18 protein-coding genes are annotated in these 16,934 nt (G+C 61.0%); 4 read left to right on the forward strand and 14 right to left on the reverse strand.

The features are described 5' to 3' along the window. Positions 1-18: 18 nt before the first annotated feature. The 8 genes from KI617_RS14220 to KI617_RS14255 all read right to left on the reverse strand — a co-directional run bounded on the left by KI617_RS14220 (position 19) and on the right by KI617_RS14255 (position 7,127). Positions 19-396 carry a SirB2 family protein gene (locus KI617_RS14220; RefSeq protein ID WP_226447328.1) on the reverse strand — a complete coding sequence of 126 codons (378 nt, stop codon included), beginning with the start codon at positions 394-396 and terminating at the stop codon, positions 19-21. Further along, a complete protein-coding gene (locus KI617_RS14225; protein ID WP_226447330.1) occupies positions 393-1,682 on the reverse strand; it encodes a hypothetical protein in 1,290 nt (429 codons plus the stop codon). Before KI617_RS14225 ends, KI617_RS14220 begins: the two co-directional genes overlap by 4 nt. A 25-nt stretch (positions 1,683-1,707) precedes the next feature. Further along, positions 1,708-1,935 (reverse strand): DUF2249 domain-containing protein, encoded by a 228-nt coding sequence (locus tag KI617_RS14230; RefSeq protein ID WP_226447332.1) that lies wholly within the window; start codon positions 1,933-1,935, stop codon positions 1,708-1,710. Beyond that, entirely contained in the window at positions 1,932-2,378 is a 447-nt protein-coding gene (locus KI617_RS14235) for a hemerythrin domain-containing protein (RefSeq protein WP_226447334.1), read from the reverse strand. The genes KI617_RS14230 and KI617_RS14235 overlap by 4 nt, the downstream gene beginning before the upstream one ends. 82 nt (positions 2,379-2,460) lie before the next feature. Next, positions 2,461-3,201, reverse strand: coding sequence for an oxygen-binding di-iron domain-containing protein (locus tag KI617_RS14240; RefSeq protein ID WP_226447336.1), 741 nt, complete (start codon positions 3,199-3,201; stop codon positions 2,461-2,463). 12 nt (positions 3,202-3,213) lie between these two features. Continuing rightward, positions 3,214-3,843, reverse strand: coding sequence for a methyl-accepting chemotaxis protein (locus KI617_RS14245; protein WP_226447338.1), 630 nt, complete (start codon positions 3,841-3,843; stop codon positions 3,214-3,216). 87 nt (positions 3,844-3,930) lie between these two features. Then, a complete protein-coding gene (locus KI617_RS14250; protein WP_226447339.1) occupies positions 3,931-5,709 on the reverse strand; it encodes a PHA/PHB synthase family protein in 1,779 nt (592 codons plus the stop codon). Between the two features lie 5 nt (positions 5,710-5,714). Beyond that, on the reverse strand, positions 5,715-7,127 hold the full coding sequence (locus KI617_RS14255; protein ID WP_226447341.1) for an MBL fold metallo-hydrolase RNA specificity domain-containing protein: 1,413 nt from the start codon (positions 7,125-7,127) through the stop codon (positions 5,715-5,717). An 83-nt stretch (positions 7,128-7,210) separates the two neighbouring features. Between KI617_RS14255 and KI617_RS14260 the strand changes: the two genes are divergently transcribed. Beyond that, a complete protein-coding gene (locus tag KI617_RS14260) occupies positions 7,211-7,654 on the forward strand; it encodes a universal stress protein (protein ID WP_226447343.1) in 444 nt (147 codons plus the stop codon). Between the two features lie 263 nt (positions 7,655-7,917). On the opposite strand, the gene KI617_RS14265 is transcribed toward KI617_RS14260, so the two are convergent. The 6 genes from KI617_RS14265 to KI617_RS14290 all read right to left on the reverse strand — a co-directional run bounded on the left by KI617_RS14265 (position 7,918) and on the right by KI617_RS14290 (position 15,029). Next, complete coding sequence (locus tag KI617_RS14265; RefSeq protein WP_226447345.1) at positions 7,918-8,562, reverse strand: PEP-CTERM sorting domain-containing protein; 645 nt, start codon at positions 8,560-8,562, stop codon at positions 7,918-7,920. Between the two features lie 100 nt (positions 8,563-8,662). Next, the gene (locus tag KI617_RS14270) at positions 8,663-9,070 is read right to left on the reverse strand and encodes an FKBP-type peptidyl-prolyl cis-trans isomerase (protein WP_226447347.1); all 408 of its coding nucleotides are present in this window, start codon (positions 9,068-9,070) and stop codon (positions 8,663-8,665) included. Between the two features lie 201 nt (positions 9,071-9,271). Then, positions 9,272-9,985, reverse strand: a complete 714-nt coding sequence (locus tag KI617_RS14275) for a hypothetical protein (RefSeq protein WP_226447349.1) — start codon at positions 9,983-9,985, stop codon at positions 9,272-9,274. Positions 9,986-10,084: 99 nt separating this feature from the next. After that, a complete protein-coding gene (locus KI617_RS14280) occupies positions 10,085-11,218 on the reverse strand; it encodes an ABC transporter permease (protein WP_226447350.1) in 1,134 nt (377 codons plus the stop codon). 1 nt (position 11,219) lies between these two features. Then, on the reverse strand, positions 11,220-14,036 hold the full coding sequence (rbbA, locus tag KI617_RS14285; RefSeq protein WP_226447352.1) for a ribosome-associated ATPase/putative transporter RbbA: 2,817 nt from the start codon (positions 14,034-14,036) through the stop codon (positions 11,220-11,222). A gap of 6 nt (positions 14,037-14,042) precedes the next feature. Continuing rightward, positions 14,043-15,029, reverse strand: coding sequence for an HlyD family secretion protein (locus tag KI617_RS14290; RefSeq protein WP_226447354.1), 987 nt, complete (start codon positions 15,027-15,029; stop codon positions 14,043-14,045). 417 nt (positions 15,030-15,446) lie between these two features. Between KI617_RS14290 and KI617_RS14295 the strand changes: the two genes are divergently transcribed. The 3 genes from KI617_RS14295 to KI617_RS14305 all read left to right on the forward strand — a co-directional run bounded on the left by KI617_RS14295 (position 15,447) and on the right by KI617_RS14305 (position 16,929). Continuing rightward, complete coding sequence (locus tag KI617_RS14295) at positions 15,447-15,914, forward strand: MarR family winged helix-turn-helix transcriptional regulator (protein WP_226447355.1); 468 nt, start codon at positions 15,447-15,449, stop codon at positions 15,912-15,914. Continuing rightward, complete coding sequence (locus tag KI617_RS14300; RefSeq protein ID WP_226447357.1) at positions 15,901-16,344, forward strand: hypothetical protein; 444 nt, start codon at positions 15,901-15,903, stop codon at positions 16,342-16,344. The genes KI617_RS14295 and KI617_RS14300 overlap by 14 nt, the downstream gene beginning before the upstream one ends. Before the next feature lie 147 nt (positions 16,345-16,491). Continuing rightward, positions 16,492-16,929 carry a c-type cytochrome gene (locus KI617_RS14305; protein ID WP_226447359.1) on the forward strand — a complete coding sequence of 146 codons (438 nt, stop codon included), beginning with the start codon at positions 16,492-16,494 and terminating at the stop codon, positions 16,927-16,929. Positions 16,930-16,934 lie beyond the last annotated feature (5 nt).

Consider the following 16,934-nt stretch of genomic DNA (forward strand, 5'->3'; position numbering starts at 1 on the left):
ATCGCGCTCGCTGCAGGATTAAATGAGAACAGGGTTCCTGGTCAGCGCCACGCTGACAATGTAGGCGTAGGTCAGCAGGGCCAAGCCGAAATAGCGCTGGCGCATCGCCAGGGTCCGGCCGCGTTTCAGGGCCATCATGCCGAGCAGGATGTAGGCGAGCAGGCCAAACAGCTTGGCGGTCAGCCAGCCATTGACGAACGGATACTGGCCGCTCAGCCAGGCCATGGTCAGCGCGCTGCCCAACAACAGCGTATCGACGATGTGCGGCATGACCCGGGTCATGCGATGCTGGCGCATCGGCGATTCGGTCAGCATCCACCAGCCGCGCAGGCAGAAACCCAGACCGCTGAGCACGACGCAGGTGATGTGGAGGTGCTTGAGGGCGAGATAGCTCACTTCTTGGCGGCCAGTTTTCGGGTGATATCGATTTCTGCCTGACGATAGCGACGGATCGCACTGATCAGATTCCACCACAGCCAGCCGTTGGCCAGGACAAAGGCAAGACCGGCGACCCGGGCCAGCCAGCCGGCGAACGGCACGGCCCCCAGCAACAAGATCAGGGTCGTCGCGTAGGCCAGCATCTGCCGGCGCGTATCGATATCGGGCAGCAACTTGTTCATGGCCGGCGCCGGCACTTTGGCTTTTCCGCACGTCTGCAGATGCAGCCAGGCCAGGAAGGGCACGATCTTGTACAGCATGCCGATGATGAAAGGCAGGAAGCCGCCGGCCACCAGCAGCACACCAAAGAACAGCGTCCAGCCTTCGATCTCGGCCGCACTCGGCCACAAGGCGGCGCTTGCCAGCATCAGCAGGGCAACAATGCTGGCCGAAAGTCCAAGCTGCCAGTAGCGATAGGTGGCATCGGCCCGTGCCCGGCGCCGCTTGGCCTGCAGGCGCAGGGTCAGCCCGGCGAAGGCCATGCCGGCGACGGCGGCAACAAACTGGCTGACGCGAACCAGCCAGGGCCAGTCAGCCAGCACAGCCACGCTCCACAGCAGCAGCAGGCCGAGCATGGCCACCGGAAACCACCAGCTTGGCCGCGCCGGATAGCCCGGGGTCAGCTGGAACATCGGCACCACGACATAGGCCATCGCGGCGAGCAGTACACCGGCCCAGCCACCCAGCCCCCAACCGGCATGCAGATCGGCCAGCGCCGGCAAGGGCAGCGCCCAGCTATACGCCAGGGCCAGCGCCAGCAGCACGCCAAGACCGACCACACCAGCCAGACCGAACAGCGCCAGCTTGAGGCCACGTATGGTCGGGCTGGTCGATGGCACGCCGCTCAAGGCCAGCACGGTCACCGCCAGAAAGATCAGCACGGTCAGACCCAACACCAGCGCAGCGCCGCTCAGTAGCCCGGGAATACCGAAATAGAATCCGCCAGCCAGCATCAAGGCACCGGCCGAAAGGCCGACATGAACAACCCGGGCCACCGCCAGCGGCCGTTTCAGATTGGCGCCGGTCACCACCGGCAGAATCTGGATCAGCGCGCCGAACATGACCTGCAGCATGAAACCGACGGTAATCAGGTGGGTCGCCGCCAGCGCACCCGGCATCCAGCGCGAGGCGAAGAGATCGGGACCTTCGAAGGCGATCAGCAAGCCGGCCAGCACGGCAAACAGCGGCGCCGTCAGGAAGAAACGCAGCGGCGCCGCAAAAGGCGGTGCGTTTTCGAAAGCCATCACCGCTTGCATGATTGGAGCGGCTTTATCGTGAAATCAGGATTTCAAAGGTACCGTCGGCCACCTGCTCGACTTCGTAGTCGTGCCCGTTCTGGCGCAGCACCTTGTAGAGCGGATGCGGCTCACGGAAGAGCAGGAGCAGCATCTTTTCGCCTTCCTTCAGGGTGTCGAGCATATCCATGGTGGCAACGAAGGGTTCGGGCGGCTCCATGTAGCGCGCGTCGACCACATGCGGGGTTTTCGGGTGAGTCATTCTTCGTGCAGTTCCGTTTCCAGCCGTTCGAGAATGGCTGGCAGTTCGGCGGTCAGATGCTGGTCGCACATCGGATAGAGCATGTTCTCTTCTTTCATGTTGTGCTGTTGCATCATGATCAGCAGGGTATCGGCAAGCCCGAGGTAATCCTCGGTATTGCCTGCTTTGAGGGCATCGGCGGACTCTTCCATCAAGGCGCGCATTTGCACATGTTCCATGCGCATGACCTGGGTTGGCCCCATGGTCATGCCGGTCTTGGCTTCGAAAGTCGGGAACAGCGTTTTCTCTTCGGTATTGAAGTGAGCCAGCACCGCCGAGCGGAAGTGGCCGAAGGTTGCCTGGGCAAGATCGAGATTGCCCTTGCCGACGGCCTGCTCGGCTTCGGCGAACAGGTCATCGCAATGGCGATGGTCATCGGTCATGTAACTGCGAATGGTGGTCATGGTTTGCTCTGTTGCGGACGATGCCTCATTCTCGGGGCATGCCCAGCACACGCACCTTGACCGCCGTCAAATCCCGAAACAATCAGGCGCTGACGATGCCCACCTGCAATTCGTCGAACCAGTTGATGAAACGCTGCACATCGGCGCCCTGGTAAATCGCCCCGTGCTGCGGGCAGAGCATGTCGATGTCCATCTGGGCGACGCGTTCGCACCAGCGGCGTTTGGCTTCGTTGGAGCCCATCCAGCGTTTGTGGAAACCTTCGGCATGGCGAATGTGCGCATCGAAGTTCTCGACGAACAACCCATCCTCTCCCGGTGGCAACAAGGCGGCGCCGACGTCGCCGGAGAACAGCACCTTGGCCACCTTGTCGTACAGGTTGAAATTGCCGGAAGAATGCAGGTAATGCGCCGGCACGGCCCGCAGGATCAGGCCGGCCAGAGAAATATCGGTGCCTTCGTCGGGCATCGTGATGAAGGTATCGGCCGTACCGCCGAAATGGGGAATGAAACTGGCCCACAGCCAGCTCACGTAGCAGCGCATCTTGGGGTTGAATTCCAGCCACAAGGCCAGCGACGAGCAAATATCCGGATCCTGGTGCGACGCAAAGATGGCCGCCAGCGCCGATGGATCGAACTCCGACGAAAGGGCCGAGAAGACTGCCGGGAAAACCTCGGCACCGCCCGGATCAACCAGGATGCCCTGGCCGCCGTGGGTGACCAGATATTCGTTGGTATCGATCAGGTAATTCGGCTTTTCCGGATCGCGCACAATGGCGACCCACTTGTGATTGCCGTCCGAAAAAATTGTTTTTGTCGTTTTCACTGACTCGCTCCCCTACTCTCTATTTCCGGTAAAAAAGGCCGAACGGCGCAACGACTCCAGCGAGGTCCGGATTTCTTCGACGATGCCGTCAAATTCCCCGGAAACCTGGGACAGCGGCAGGGCAAAGGATTGACCGTAAGCCGCTTCGATTTTTGCCGATTTGGCCAGCACACCGCCCAACTCGACCATCTGGAAAGCATCTTCAAGCGCCCGCTTGAGCTGCTTGCGCAAACTGCTCAGGCGTTGCGTGTGCCGCTCATTTTCCAGTTCCCGCTCCGCCAGAACATCGACCATCCGGGTCAGCGGCGACAGTGCCACCGCCTCGCGCAGCAAACGGGTATGCCGGATATCCTGCAAAACAAGCGAAACCTCGGTGACACAGCCGTGAATCAGGCCGTTCAGCGAAGCCATGCAGTCACGCAGATCCTGCGAGAAGACGCGCAGTTCATTCGACAGCACACCAAAGCCCCGCGCCGCCGTCCCTGCCCGCTTGGCCAGGAAAATCGCGTTCAGGGCCATGATGTTGATCTTGAAGGCGACAGCGACGACCGACTTGATTTCCTCGTTGATGCGGACGATACGCAGCAGATCCACACCGGCCTGCGATGCTTTCGTGTTGGTTGTCGCCAGTGCAGTCGTCATATTCGCCCCATCGATGGTCTTCTTGTCAGCCGGCAATGTACCAATTCGTACTGAAAACGACTAGCCCATGACAATTCTGGCATTTATTTATTCTTCCAGCACATAGGTGCCCGGTGCATTGCACAAGGCCGGGAACTTGCGATTGGCGGCCGGATGGGCATCGACCAGATCGCCGGTGCGCTCGCCGAGCCAACTGGTCCAGTCTTCCCACCAGGTGCCCGGCTTCTTCTCGGCCCGGTCGAACCAGTGTTCCCAGTGCTCGTTGCGGACCGGCTCGCCGATCCAGTAGGCACGCTTGGGCGGATTGACCGGCGGATTGACGATGCCCAGGATGTGCCCCGAGGTCGACAGCACGAAGCGCACCGGTGCATTGACGTTGATCTGTTTGCGGATGCGGTAGCACTGCTTCCACGGTGCAATATGGTCATCTTCGGCGGTCACGGCATAGAGCGGTTGCTCGATGAGGTCGAGGTCGATCGCCTCACCGGCGATGTTCAGCTTGTCACGCTTGATCAGGTTGTTCTCAAGGTACAACTCACGCAGGTAATACGAATGCATGGCCTGCGGCATGCGCGTGGTGTCCATGTTCCAGAACAGCACGTCGAACGGCGGCAGCGGCTCGCCGCGCAGGTAACTGTGCTCCCAGTAATGCCAGATCAGCGGGTTAGAGCGCAGCATGCGGAAGGAGGAAGCCATTTCGCTGCCATCGAGATAGCCCTTCTTGGCCATCGACTCTTCCAGTGCACCGATGCAGGCCTCGTCGATGAAGACATCGATATCGCCGGGGTGCGCGAAATCGGTCAGGGTCGTGAACAGCGTCCAGTGCGCCACCGGCACCTTGTCCTGGCCGAAACGCTTGTTGGCCCAGGCCATGTAGGTACTGACCAGCGTGCCGCCGATGCAGTAGCCGACCAGATGCACCTTGGGCACCTTGCAGAACTCGCTGGCCACGCGCACCACCTCGTTGACGCCTTCGAGCAGGTAGTCGTCGAAACGGATGTCGGCGAGATCCTCGCCCGGATTCTTCCAGCTGGTGATGAAGACCGAGAAGCCCTGGTCGGTCAAATACTTGACCATGCTCTTCTTGGCCGTCAGGTCGAGAATGTAGAACTTGTTGATCCACGGCGTGATGATCACGATGGGCATGGCCCGCACCTTGGCGGTCGTCGGCGCATAGTGGATCAGCTCGACCAGGCGATTGCGGAAGACCACCTTGCCCGGCGTCGTCGCCAGATCCTCGCCGACCTTGAAGGCATCCGGTTCGACCATCAGGATATTCTTGGCCTTGGCGTCCCGCTGGAAGTTTTCCCAGCCCTGCCTCAGGCTTTCGCCGTTGGTTTCGACAAAGCGCCGCATGGCCACCGGGTTGAGCAGGAAGAAATTGGTCGGCGCCACCATGTTCAACCAGTTACGCAGCCAGAAGGCCGAGCGGCGACGCTCCTTGTCGGACAAGCCCGGCGTCTCGAAATACATGTCCTCCAGGCGGTGGGTGAAGGCGATATACCATTCCTTGACGATGTCCCAGGTCGCCGACTCGGTCCATACCGGATCGGCAAAACGGGCGTCGTCGGCATTTGGCCGGATGACATCAGTCGAGGGAATGCCCATTGCCCGGCGCATGACGTGCGATTGCAGCTCGAAAAGATCGCCGGACAGGTTGCTCATCGCCCGCGTCAGCTCCTGCGGGTGCATCAGCCAGGCCATCTGCGCGGCCAGCATCGAGGTCGTCACGCCATAGGGGTCAACGGCATTGCCAAGCGCCTTGCCGAGCGTTTCCGCCGGGCTCAGGCTATGGATATTCACACCGTTGTGCTTCTCAGTCGAATTACCGGACATCAGGTTCACCTTGGTTCTTTGGGACTTCATTGATCTTATAGCGTGAAAAATTCACCGGGCGACGGCAGATGCACATCGTTCCAGCCGAGTTGCTCGCCGATCGCCTGGGCGAAGTTGGCTGAAGCGCCGGCCTCGCCATGGACGACGAAGGTTCGCCCCGGCGGCTGATGGAAACCGCCCAGCCACTTGAGCAAGGCCGCCTGATCGGCATGGGCGGACAAACCGCCGACCGTGTAAATGCGCGCCCTGACCGGCACCGGCTGGCCGAAGATATGGACCAGCCGCGCCCCGTCAACCAGGCGCCGGCCCAGCGTCCCCGCCGCCTGGAAGCCGGCGATCAGGACGCTGCACTCGCTGCGCGGCAGGTTCTCGCGCAGGTGATACTTGATCCGGCCGGCCTCGCACATGCCGCTGGCCGACAGAATGACCGCACCGCTGCGAATCTCGTTCAAGGCCTTGGAGCGCTCGACATCGGCGACCGCCTCGACATACATCTTGTCCGGATGCGCCTGCTGCCAGGCAATCAATTCACGGGTTTCGGGGTCGATCAGCTTCGGATGGGCCAGGGTGATGCGCGTTGCCGAGTTGGCCATCGGCGAATCGACATAGACCTTGAGCGGCGAGAGGCGTTTGCGCCGGACGAGGCTGGCCAGCATGTAAAGGATTTCCTGCGTCCGCCCGACGGCAAACGACGGAATGATCAGATTACCCTTGGCTGCCTTGGTCCGCTCGAAGGCAGCGACGATTTCATCCTCGGTTTCGGCCAGCGAACGGTGCAGACGATCACCGTAGGTCGATTCGATCAGCACCACATCGGCATCGGCCGGGGGCGGTTCCGGGTCGTACAGCACCGGCCGCTCCGACATACCGAGATCGCCGGAGAAGACCAGCCGGCGCTGCTTTCCCTCACCAGTAACAGTGACCTCCAGCCAGGCCGAGCCGAGAATATGCCCGGCATCGTGGAAGCGCACGCTGACCGTCTCAACCGGCGCCAGGTTTTCGCCATAGTTGACCGGCTGCAACAGCTTGAGCGACGCCATGGCCTGTTCCACGGAATACAAGGGCGGCGTGATGCCATGCTCACCCTTGCCGCGCCGATGACGGTTGCGCAGCTGCCATTCGGATTCCTTTTCCTGGATGTGCGCGCTGTCCGGCAACAATATTTCGAGCAGGTCGATGGTGGCCGGCGTGGCATAGATCGGCCCGCGATAACCGAGCATCGAAAGACGGGGCAGCAGGCCGGAATGATCGATGTGGGCGTGGGTCAGCAAGACGAAGTCGATGGCGCGGACATCGAAGCCGAAATTGAGCGCCCGGTGATTCTTCGCCCGAGCCTCCGGACCGCCCTGAAACATGCCGCAATCGACCAGAAAACGGACATCTCCTGTTTCGACCAACGTACAGGAACCGGTCACTTCACCGGCCGCACCAAGAAATCCGAGACGCATGTTTAAATTCCTCCCGACTTGGCGTAGCATGAACCTCAATACGGCGGAATGCAACGCCAGCAGACCATCTCAGGAGGTTACGCATGTTCAAGCACATCTTCGTCCCGACCGACGGTTCCGAACTTTCCCGTGCCACGGCAGAGCGCGCCGTGTCGTTCGCCAAGGAAGCCGGGGCCCGCGTCACCGTATTTTTTGCCAAGCCGGAATACCCGATCGCCTATTTTGGCGAAGGCGCCCTGATCGACCCGACCACGCCGGAAAAATTCGCCGAACTGGCCGAGCAACAAGCCACCGAATATCTGGGTGAAGTGCAGAAGATGTGCGCCGAAGCCGGCGTCGAATGCAGCACGACTTCAGCCACCAGCGATGTGCCCTACGAAGCGATTATCGAGGCCGCCGAAAAGTCCGGCTGCGACCTGATCTTCATGGCCTCGCACGGCCGCCGCGGCATCAGCGGTTTCCTGCTCGGCAGCGAAACCAACAAGGTACTGACCCACTCCAAGGTGCCGGTACTGGTTTATCGCTAAGTAGCTGCCGATTTATTCGGAAAGCTCATTCCCGCGCCCCGCAGGAAGTACCCTTGGGGTGCGTGGGCGGGAATCCGACAAGCTGGCGGTGCTCACAAGACACCGCCGGGTGCCTGCCTGAAAGGCGCTCAGGCCCCAATTCTGTTCAGTTAAGAGGAAAACCCTTCGAATTAGTCGTTCCCGCGCAGGCGGGAACCCAGGGATTTCAAAGTACTGGATTCCCGCCTGCGCGGGAATGACAATTAACTGAACGGCATTCGCGCTCAGGCCCGGTCTTTTCGGCCGGTACGCCGAAGGGCGAGGAGCAGCCCGCCGGCGAGCAGCGACCAGGCCATGCTCGGCTCCGGCACGGAGGAGACCAGGGTGAGGTTGCCACCACCGCTCACCACGATTTGACCACCGCCGTTCGCCACAATCAGATCGATATCGCCTCGCTGCGCAATAACGCCATTTCCTTGGCTCAGCGTAATCCGGCCCGGCTGTCCTAGCGAAATATCACCGCCAGCGTTGATTGTTACTTCACCCCTTTCCAGGCGTGCCAGGCCCGGTTGCGCAAAAGTCAAACGGGGAGATGCACTGAGATCGAAGTTGGCCCAGTCGCGCGCATAGATCGATGTGCCACTGGCAATGGTGATTGCGCCGCTAAGCGTTTTCAGCCCGACGCTGGGTGCGCTGAGTCTCAGGTCATCAAGAAACAAGGAGCCGCCTGCGCTGATCGTGATTCCGGTATCCGAATCGATGCTGCCGCCGATCAGCGAGAAATCGCCATCACAGGACAACAGGGCGCCGTTGATCAGGTCGAATGACCGGCTGCCGGAGCAACTGATGGTGGTGATGTTGGCGTTTGAGGCGGCCTGGGCGAAGGCGGAAAAAAGCAGGGCAGATACGAGCAGCGAAAGGTGGCGCATTGTCGCCTCCGGCAGAATGGCAATCGCGCTAGTTTGAGCTGTCGGTATGACGCAAGAATGACAGGCGACGCATGAGCCGGACTATGCGCCGCCTGTGCCTTTACTTGGCGATGTCGAGCAACTCGACCTCGAAAACCAGCGTCGAATTGGGCGGAATACCCGGCAGGCTGCGGCTGCCGTACGCCAGGTTGGGCGGGCAAACCAGTTTGGCCTTGCCACCGACCTTGATCTTCTGCACGCCTTCGGTCCAGCACGGAATCACGCGGTTGAGCGGGAAGGCGGCCGGTTCATTGCGACGGTAGGAGCTGTCGAATTCCTGACCCGTGGTCAGCGTGCCACGGTAGTGCACCTTGACCGTGTCGCTGGCCTTCGGACTGGTGCCGCTGCCTTCCTTGAGCATCGTGATGCCGATGCCGGAGGCGGTCATTTCTTCCTTCGGCTCGGAGGCAGCCGCCTGGAAAGAGAGGGCGAGGAGGAGCGCGGCGCTGGCGATGAAGCGTTTCTGCATGTTGAGAGCCTTCGTTGCGGTTGAAAAAAGATGGAGGGCGCACGTTAACGGGAAGTGATAACGATGGCAATCGGGGGGCATCGGCCTTGGCCTGACAAATGGACGCCCCCTTCAGGCACAGCCCACGCCAGGCTAGCGTGCTGGTTTACAACCAAGCGACAATTCTCAAGGCGTCGACCGCAGCCGGCGCCTTGGCCGGAGTCAACGAGCCGAGCAGCGCCCCTGCCCCGGCTGGATGCGGCAAAGCACTTCGCCGCTGGTCGTATCGACAAAGTCGATTTCCTGCAGCTTGCCGACGAGGTAACGTTTTTTCAGCGTGAAATCGGTCGGTTTGCCATAGGTGGCTTTCCAGAACGTCGTGCTTTCGCTGATCACCGGCTCGACCAGAACAGCCTTGGCCCGCAGGCCGACATGCCCGGTAACGGCAGCCGGCAGGCTGGCCGAGAATCCTGCATCGTCATCGACCTGGCGCGGGTAGAAATCGTAGAGATTCTCGAAGGCCAGGAAATAGTCGTAGCGCCAGCTCACCTTCATTTGCTGCGGCGTGCCGATCTTGTCCTCGTGCTGATATTCGCCGCGCTCTTCCGTCACCGACTGCAGCGGCAGGAACTTGAAGCGGTAATAGTCATCGACGGCGGGGTCGGCCAGCGGCTGCCAGCTCCAGCCTTCGGCCAGCTGGTTGAAGGACATGCGGTAGAGGACATCCAGCCGTTCGCCAGATTCGTTGATTTCAAGGCTGCCGGGTACCGACAAATCGACATCGACTTCGACGACCTGCCCGACCCTGGTTTTGATGCTGTCAGCCGGCAGTTTGGCGATGGCGACATACTGCCGCTCGGCGGTATCAGCGGCCTGGGCAGCACCAAAAAAGGCGGCGACCGAAGCCGCCGTTAAGATATATCTGAGGAAAAACATGTCGACTTGGAACGCTTTCCATGAAACTTCAAGTCGTTCAAATGATCCGCTCCGGCGAGCACTTCGCCCATGATTTGTATCAACAATTCCTGATACAGCTCAGAGCTGCGTCTGGGTCACCGCCTTGCGGAAGCGGATCAGCGCAATGAAGAAAAAGGCTGCGCCGACACCGGTCATCATCAGCAAATCGGACCAGACCTCGACCAGCCCGGCACCGCGATAAAGGATGCCCTGGGCCAGGCGGACGAAATAGGTGGTCGGCGTTGCCGCCATGATGTGACGGATCGTCTCCGGCATGCTCTCCTGGGGCGTCACGCCGCCGGACAGCAGTTGCAGCGGCACGATGGTGGTGATGATCAGGAGGCCAAGCTGCGGCATCGAGCGGGCAATGGTGCCGAGGAAGATGCCGATGGAGGCCGCCGAGAACAGGTAACAGGCCGCCGCCGCGAGGAAGAGCGGCACCGATCCGGCAATCGGCACCTGTAGCACCCGTTGCACCATGACCAGCAAGGCAAAGGCGACGCCGAGCAGGACGGCCAGACCATTGGCCCAGATTTTGGCCATCATGATCTCCAACGGCGTCAGCGGCATGACCAGCAAGTGCTCGATGGTGCCGTGCTCGCGCTCGCGGATGAAGGCGGCGCCGACCAGGATGATGGTCAGCATGGTGACGTTATTGATCGCTTCCATGACCCCGCCGAACCACAGGCCGGTCAGGTTGGGGTTGAAACGGGCCCGGGTGGTCAGGCGAATGGGCGACGACGCCGAATCGCGCCGCCCGGTCAGGAATTCGCTGACCTCGCCGCTGACGATCTGGCTGATGTAGCTGGCGCCGATGAAGGCCTGGCTGACCAGCGTGGCATCGATGTTGAGCTGGATTTCCGGCTGCCGGCCGGCGGCCAGGTCGCGCTGGAAGTTTTGTGGAATGACCAGCACGAAGGCGTATTTGTTGCTGTTCATCGCCGCATCCACCTGATCGAGGCGAATCAATTCCGGTGGTTTGAAATATGGCGGATAGAGCGCCCCGGCGATGCGCACAGAGAGCGGCGAAGCATCTTCGTTGACGATGGCCACCGGCGCGTTGTGCAATTCCTGCGAAACGCCGGTCGCCGCTTCGTAGATGGCGCCCGAGAAGGCCCAGACGATCAGGCCGAGCAGCACCTTGTCGGCGGCCAGGCTGCGCAGTTCCTTGAGGCCGAGGCGGAAGATGTTGGTCCAGGAGAAGCGTTCCACCTTATTTCTCCTGCTTCTTCAACAAGCTGACACTGGCCAGCGTCAGCACCGGGATGAAGGCCGCCAGCGCCAGCAGCGAGGGCCACAGTTCGGCGAAGCCCAGGCCCTTGGTGAAGGCGCCGCGGCAGATCAGGATGAAATAGGTCGCCGGGTAGAACTGGCCGACCCAGTAGCCCGCCCCCTGCAGCGACTCGACCGGCGTGGTCAGGCCAGAGAATTGCACGGTCGGCAGCATGGTGACGATGGCGGTGCCGAACAGCGCGGCAATCTGCGTTTTGGTGAAGATGGACATCAGCAGGCCGAGGCCGGTCGTCGCCGTCACATAGAGCAAGGCCCCCAGCGTCATGGCCAGGAAGCTGCCCTTGACCGGCACGCCGAAGAGCAGCACGGCTTCCAGCATCATCAGCAGGTAGCTCGCCATGCAGACGGCGATGTAGGGCAGCTGCTTGCCGATCAGGAATTCGAGGCGGGTGACCGGCGTCACATACAGGTTGGTGATCGAGCCGAGCTCTTTCTCGCGCACAACGCCAAGCGCCATCAGGATGGCAGGAATGAGTAGCATGAGCAGCGGGATGACCGCCGGCACCATGGCGTAGACGCTCTTGAAATCCTGGTTGTAGCGATAGCGCGACTCGATGCTGAAGGGCTGCGCCGCCGCCTGCCCGGCCTGCTCGCGCAACAGGCGCTGCACATAGTCGCGATGCATGCCCTCGATGTAGCCGCGCATCGTTTCGCCGCGGTAGGGCATGGCACCGTCGACCAGCACGCCGATTTCGGGCGCCCGGCCGCGTCGCAGATCGCGCCCGTAGTCGGCGGGAATCTCGATGGCCAGCGACACCTCGCCGCTCTTCATGCGCCGGTCGAGGTCGGCTTCGTCGAGCAGATTCGGCCGTTGCACGAAGTAGCGCGAACCGGCCACGTTGGCAATGTAGTCGCGGCTCTCCGGGCTCTGGTCGCGGTCGAGCACGGCGAAGCGCAGATTTTCGACATCGAAGGACATGCCGTAGCCGAGCACGAACATCATGATCACCGAACCAAGCAGCGCGAAACCGAGGCGGATCATGTCGCGGCGCAGTTCGAGCGCTTCGCGGTAGGCGTAGCCGAGCAGGCGGCGCAGGCTGAAGCCGGCCCTCTCCCTCCCCTTCAAGGGGAGGGCTGGGGAGGGGATGGGTTGAGTCTGAGCAGATGCCTCCGACCCATCCCCCTCCGTGCCTCCCCCTTGCCCCAAGGGATACCGTTCCTGCGGAACATAAAGAGGTAGGAGTTGGGCGGTTTCACCTTTTGTCACCCCGCTCGCCTCTTCCAAATAGGCGATAAAGGCCGCTTCCAGTGTCTTTTCACCGCGCGCCGCACACAAGGCTGCCGGCGTATCGCTGGCCAGCACCTTGCCGGCATGCATCAGCGAAATCCGGTCGCAGCGCTCGGCCTCGTTCATGAAATGGGTCGAGATGAAGATGGTGACGCCGTGCTGGCGCGACAGTTCGACCAGCAGCGCCCAGAACTCGTCGCGCGCCACCGGATCGACGCCGGAAGTCGGCTCGTCGAGGATCAGCAGCTTGGGCTCATGGACCACCGCCACGGCCAGCGACAGGCGCTGGCGGATGCCGAGCGGCAGTTCGGCCGCCGCCTTATCGGCGTATTCGTCCAGCCCGAAACGCTGCATCAGCTCGGCAATGCGCGGGCCGCGCCGGGCGGCGGGCAGGTGGAACAGCCGGGCGTGCAGATCGAGGTTGGCCGCCACCGTCAGTTCGCCGTAGAGCGAGAAGGATTGCGACATGTAGCCGACCTGCTTGCGCGTTTCGAGATCCTTGGCGTCGACCAGCTTGCCGAACAGTTTGGCCTCACCGGAAGTCGGCGGCAGCAGGCCGGTCAGCATCTTCATGGTCGTCGTCTTGCCGCAGCCGTTCGAGCCGAGGAAACCGAAGATTTCGCCCTCATCGATCTGGAAACTGACGCCGTCGACGGCGACGAAATCGCCAAAGCGCTGGGTCAGCCCCTCGGCCTCGATGGCATAGCCCGGACTGCGATCAACCCAGGGCGGGATGACCAGCGTCTGGTGGGCGCGCCGCTTGTCTTCCGGCAGCAACTGGATGAAGGCGCCATCCAGCGTCGACTGCCCGGTCTGTGCGCGCAATTCGGCCGGTGTGCCGGTGCCGATCACCTTGCCGTCGTCCATCGCCACCAGCCAGTCGAAGCGCTCGGCCTCCTCCATGTAGGCGGTGGCAACCAGCACGCTCATGCCCGGCCGGCGGGCGCGGATGCTGTCAATCAGTTCCCAGAACTGGCGGCGTGACAGCGGATCGACGCCGGTCGTCGGCTCGTCGAGAATCAGCAGGTCGGGATCGTGGATCAGCGCGCAACACAGGCCGAGTTTCTGCTTCATGCCGCCGGACAGCTTGGCCGCCGGACGGTCGGCAAAAGGTGAAAGTCCGGTCGCGGCGAGCAGTTCGCCAATACGCGCCGCGCGCTCCGCCTTGCCTTGGCCGAACAGTCGGCCGAAGAATTCGACATTCTCGAAAACCGACAGCGTCGGATAAAGATTCTTGCCCAGCCCCTGCGGCATGTAGGCGATGCGCGGCTGTACCGAAGCACGAAAATGGCGGTCGCCAATGTCGCCGCCCAGCACCTCTACCTTGCCGGTCTGAATTTGCCGCGCGCCTGAAATCAGCGCCAGCAACGACGACTTGCCGACGCCATCCGGCCCGATCAGGCCGACCATGCCGCCGGCCGGCAGCGCAAGATCGGCGCCCGCCAGCGCCACCACCGCGCCGTAGCGATGGCTGACTGCGGACAATCTGGCGACCGGCACGCGGTCCATGGCGAATTATTTCCCGTTGATCTGCAGGTTGGCCGGCCAGGCCGCATCGGCATCGAGCCGGACATAAGCCACGCCCGGCATGCCGCCCTTGGCCAGATCGCGATGCGCCGTCAGCCAGGCAGGGTCTGCCTTGACCTTGAGGCGGAACATCAGCTTTTCGCGCTCGGTGCGAGTCTCCACCTCGCGCGGCGTGAATTGCGCTTTCGGGGCGACAAAACTCACCGTCGCTGGAATCGCCTGTCCAGGCAAACCGTCGAGCACAATGCGCGCCTCACTACCGATCGCCACCTGCCCGGCCTTCTCGGTCGGCAAGTAGATGGTCATGTACATGTCGGATAAATCGAGCAGCGTCAGCGCCTTGCCGCCCGCCGCCAGCACCTCGCCCGGCTCGGCCAGCCGGTAAAGCACGCGGCCGGCAATCGGGGCCTTCAAGGCGGTATCGTCCAGGCTTGCCTGCAGGCTTTCCACCCGGGCCTGCGCCGCCGCCACCGCCGCATTGGCCTCGGCCACCCGGCTCTGCGCCTGCGCCATGCCGGCCATCGCGCCTTCCATGCCAGTCTGGTCGGTATCGAGCTTGTTGCGCGAAATGAACCCCTTACCGACCAGTTCCTCAGAACGCTTCAAAGTCTTGCCGGCCAGCGTGACGTCGGACTTCGACTTGCGCACCCCAGCCCACGTTTCATCGACCGCCTTCTGCGCCTGCCGCACCTGAGCCTCGGCAGCCCGCAACTGAGCCCGCAGGTCGTCGGCATCAAGCCGGGCCACCACCGCCCCCATCTCGACCCAATCCCCCTCACGCGGCCCGAGCTCGCTCAATCGGCCAGCGACCTTGGTCGCAACATCAACCTCCGTCGCCTCCAGCCGGCCGTTGCCGGAAGCAAGGCCGGCCGGCAAACCCGCAGGACGATTCTGATAGAGGTAAAACCCGACAGCTGCTGCCGCTGACAAAAACAGGGCAACGACCAAAAACTTGCCAACTCTGGAACGGTTCATGAGACACCCAACTGGTTACTGACCACATGGTCATTAGCTGTTTGGATTATAGACCTCGCCGAAAAATCCACCCACCCATGAGCTCAGGAATCACGGTGTTTTTCTCAGCCCATTCTCGCAACAAGCATCACGAAATCTCAAGAAAATTTACTGTCGATTCGCTTGGTATTTGGATGAATGTCAGATTTTGCCGATCAAGCTATTCATTTGTAACAGGCAGTTGCCGGCCACCTCCGGACAGTCACTCTCGCGCGGAGGTAAGGCTGCAATTGGCATCATAGCGGTCGTTCATGTGCTTACCGTTCTCGCTGCCTGGCATCGGTACATTTAAGAATTTTGCCGACTTAAAAGAATGTTGACAACCGGTTGCCGTTGGTGGAAACTGGTTGTCAGTTAATCCTTTGAGAGGCACTTTCGATGCAAACAGAAATTTCCCGTCTCATGTCAGAGACCGTTGTCGCGCTCTTCCAGGCAAACGGCAAGATGCTGGAATGGGGTGACGCATTCACCACACCCTACGGCCTGACCAGCGCACGCTGGCAAATCCTTGGTGCAATTGCTTGGGCTGGCCAAAAACAGACTGCCCCACAAATTGCTGACCAAATGGGTGTTTCGCGGCAAGGCGCTCAGAAGCAGCTCAATCTTCTTGCCGAAGATGGCTTGATTGAGAAGTTGCCCAACCCTTCCCATCAACGCTCACCGCATTACCGCCTGACCGATAAAGGCAGCGTGCTTTTCGAGCGTGTTAACCAAGCGTGGCAATCTCACGCAGCCAAGACAGGGGAAGCATTCTCCACCCAAGACCTCGAAATCACGCTTCGTACCTTGAGCCTTATTTCTCAACTTCACGGGGTATCGGTACAAGGAGAGCATGATGAAACGTAATGTCCATGCCGTTGCGGGCGTATTTGCCTTCCTCTTCATCGCGATGTTCTGGACATCGACCGTGGTTGCCGAACTTTTCCTCGACCATAGCGCGGCAACCAGCGTAAAGGTTGCGATTACCTATGCATTTATCGCATTCGTTCCCTGCATGGCCATTACCGGTGCGACCGGATTTGCCATGGGCGGCAAGAGCACTTTCCCCATCTTAGTCGCCAAACGTCGCCGTATGCCCATCATCGGTGCCAATGGCCTGTTGGTACTAATTCCGGCGGCTATCTTTCTCAGCATCAAGGCACAGGCAGGGGAGTTCGACAGCATGTTCTACACCGTGCAGGTTCTGGAGTTGCTGGCTGGCGCAATCAATCTCACGCTGATGGGGCTGAATATTCGTGATGGCCGTCAGATGAGCCGGCGGCATCAAAAACCGTAGCCAACCAATCTCGAGGCTCATAGCTCAGCGCCAGCCTCCCTAATCCCCTTCTATAGAGATTTCATAAGCGAAGTGCCTTCGGCATCTTCGATAGGCAACTTGCGCCCGAAATTCTCGGCAGCCCCCACTTATTCAAGCGAGGCAATCATGACCACCAAAAAGTTAATCGCCCTGATAGTCAGCGGTTTAATCATCTCAACGGCAGGCGCCAGCGACGTCATCTCTGAGCGAGAGAGCGGTTTCAAAGGTAGCAAGCGGGCAGTTGCAACCATCAAGGATGCGCTTGCCGAAGGCAACATGGCGACCGTCGCCACCTCTGCCAAGTCGGTGGCTGATTTTGCTGAGCGTATTCCGAGCCTCTTTCCTGCAGGAAGTAAAGGCGGAATCTTTTCTGCCGCCAAGGAGGACATCTGGCGCAGCTTCCCGGACTTTGTCCAGAAGTCGAAGAGTTTTCAAGTAAACGCGCAGGCACTTGCAGCACTGGCTGTTGCTCCGTCTCCTGACAAGGCAGCGGTGAACGAAGCCTTCGCCAAAGTGACGGCTGACTGCAAGAGTTGCCATCAGCCTTACAAGAAAGGCTGGTAAGCACA

The organism is Ferribacterium limneticum (assembly GCF_020510625.1).
In the GTDB taxonomy this organism is placed as follows: domain Bacteria; phylum Pseudomonadota; class Gammaproteobacteria; order Burkholderiales; family Rhodocyclaceae; genus Azonexus; species Azonexus limneticus_A.

What these genes read in the sequence shown, in the direction of transcription:
- KI617_RS14275 (WP_226447349.1), bottom strand. Translation starts at nt 9,985, where the DNA reads ATGTTTTTCCTCAGATATATCTTAACGGCGGCTTCGGTCGCCGCCTTT.
- KI617_RS14270 (WP_226447347.1), bottom strand. Translation starts at nt 9,070, where the DNA reads ATGCAGAAACGCTTCATCGCCAGCGCCGCGCTCCTCCTCGCCCTCTCT.
- KI617_RS14225 (WP_226447330.1), bottom strand. Translation starts at nt 1,682, where the DNA reads ATGGCTTTCGAAAACGCACCGCCTTTTGCGGCGCCGCTGCGTTTCTTC.
- KI617_RS14300 (WP_226447357.1), top strand. Translation starts at nt 15,901, where the DNA reads ATGATGAAACGTAATGTCCATGCCGTTGCGGGCGTATTTGCCTTCCTC.
- KI617_RS14255 (WP_226447341.1), bottom strand. Translation starts at nt 7,127, where the DNA reads ATGCGTCTCGGATTTCTTGGTGCGGCCGGTGAAGTGACCGGTTCCTGT.
- KI617_RS14295 (WP_226447355.1), top strand. Translation starts at nt 15,447, where the DNA reads ATGCAAACAGAAATTTCCCGTCTCATGTCAGAGACCGTTGTCGCGCTC.
- KI617_RS14290 (WP_226447354.1), bottom strand. Translation starts at nt 15,029, where the DNA reads ATGAACCGTTCCAGAGTTGGCAAGTTTTTGGTCGTTGCCCTGTTTTTG.
- KI617_RS14250 (WP_226447339.1), bottom strand. Translation starts at nt 5,709, where the DNA reads ATGAAGTCCCAAAGAACCAAGGTGAACCTGATGTCCGGTAATTCGACT.
- rbbA (WP_226447352.1), bottom strand. Translation starts at nt 14,036, where the DNA reads ATGGACCGCGTGCCGGTCGCCAGATTGTCCGCAGTCAGCCATCGCTAC.
- KI617_RS14230 (WP_226447332.1), bottom strand. Translation starts at nt 1,935, where the DNA reads ATGACTCACCCGAAAACCCCGCATGTGGTCGACGCGCGCTACATGGAG.
- KI617_RS14235 (WP_226447334.1), bottom strand. Translation starts at nt 2,378, where the DNA reads ATGACCACCATTCGCAGTTACATGACCGATGACCATCGCCATTGCGAT.
- KI617_RS14265 (WP_226447345.1), bottom strand. Translation starts at nt 8,562, where the DNA reads ATGCGCCACCTTTCGCTGCTCGTATCTGCCCTGCTTTTTTCCGCCTTC.
- KI617_RS14260 (WP_226447343.1), top strand. Translation starts at nt 7,211, where the DNA reads ATGTTCAAGCACATCTTCGTCCCGACCGACGGTTCCGAACTTTCCCGT.
- KI617_RS14245 (WP_226447338.1), bottom strand. Translation starts at nt 3,843, where the DNA reads ATGACGACTGCACTGGCGACAACCAACACGAAAGCATCGCAGGCCGGT.
- KI617_RS14305 (WP_226447359.1), top strand. Translation starts at nt 16,492, where the DNA reads ATGACCACCAAAAAGTTAATCGCCCTGATAGTCAGCGGTTTAATCATC.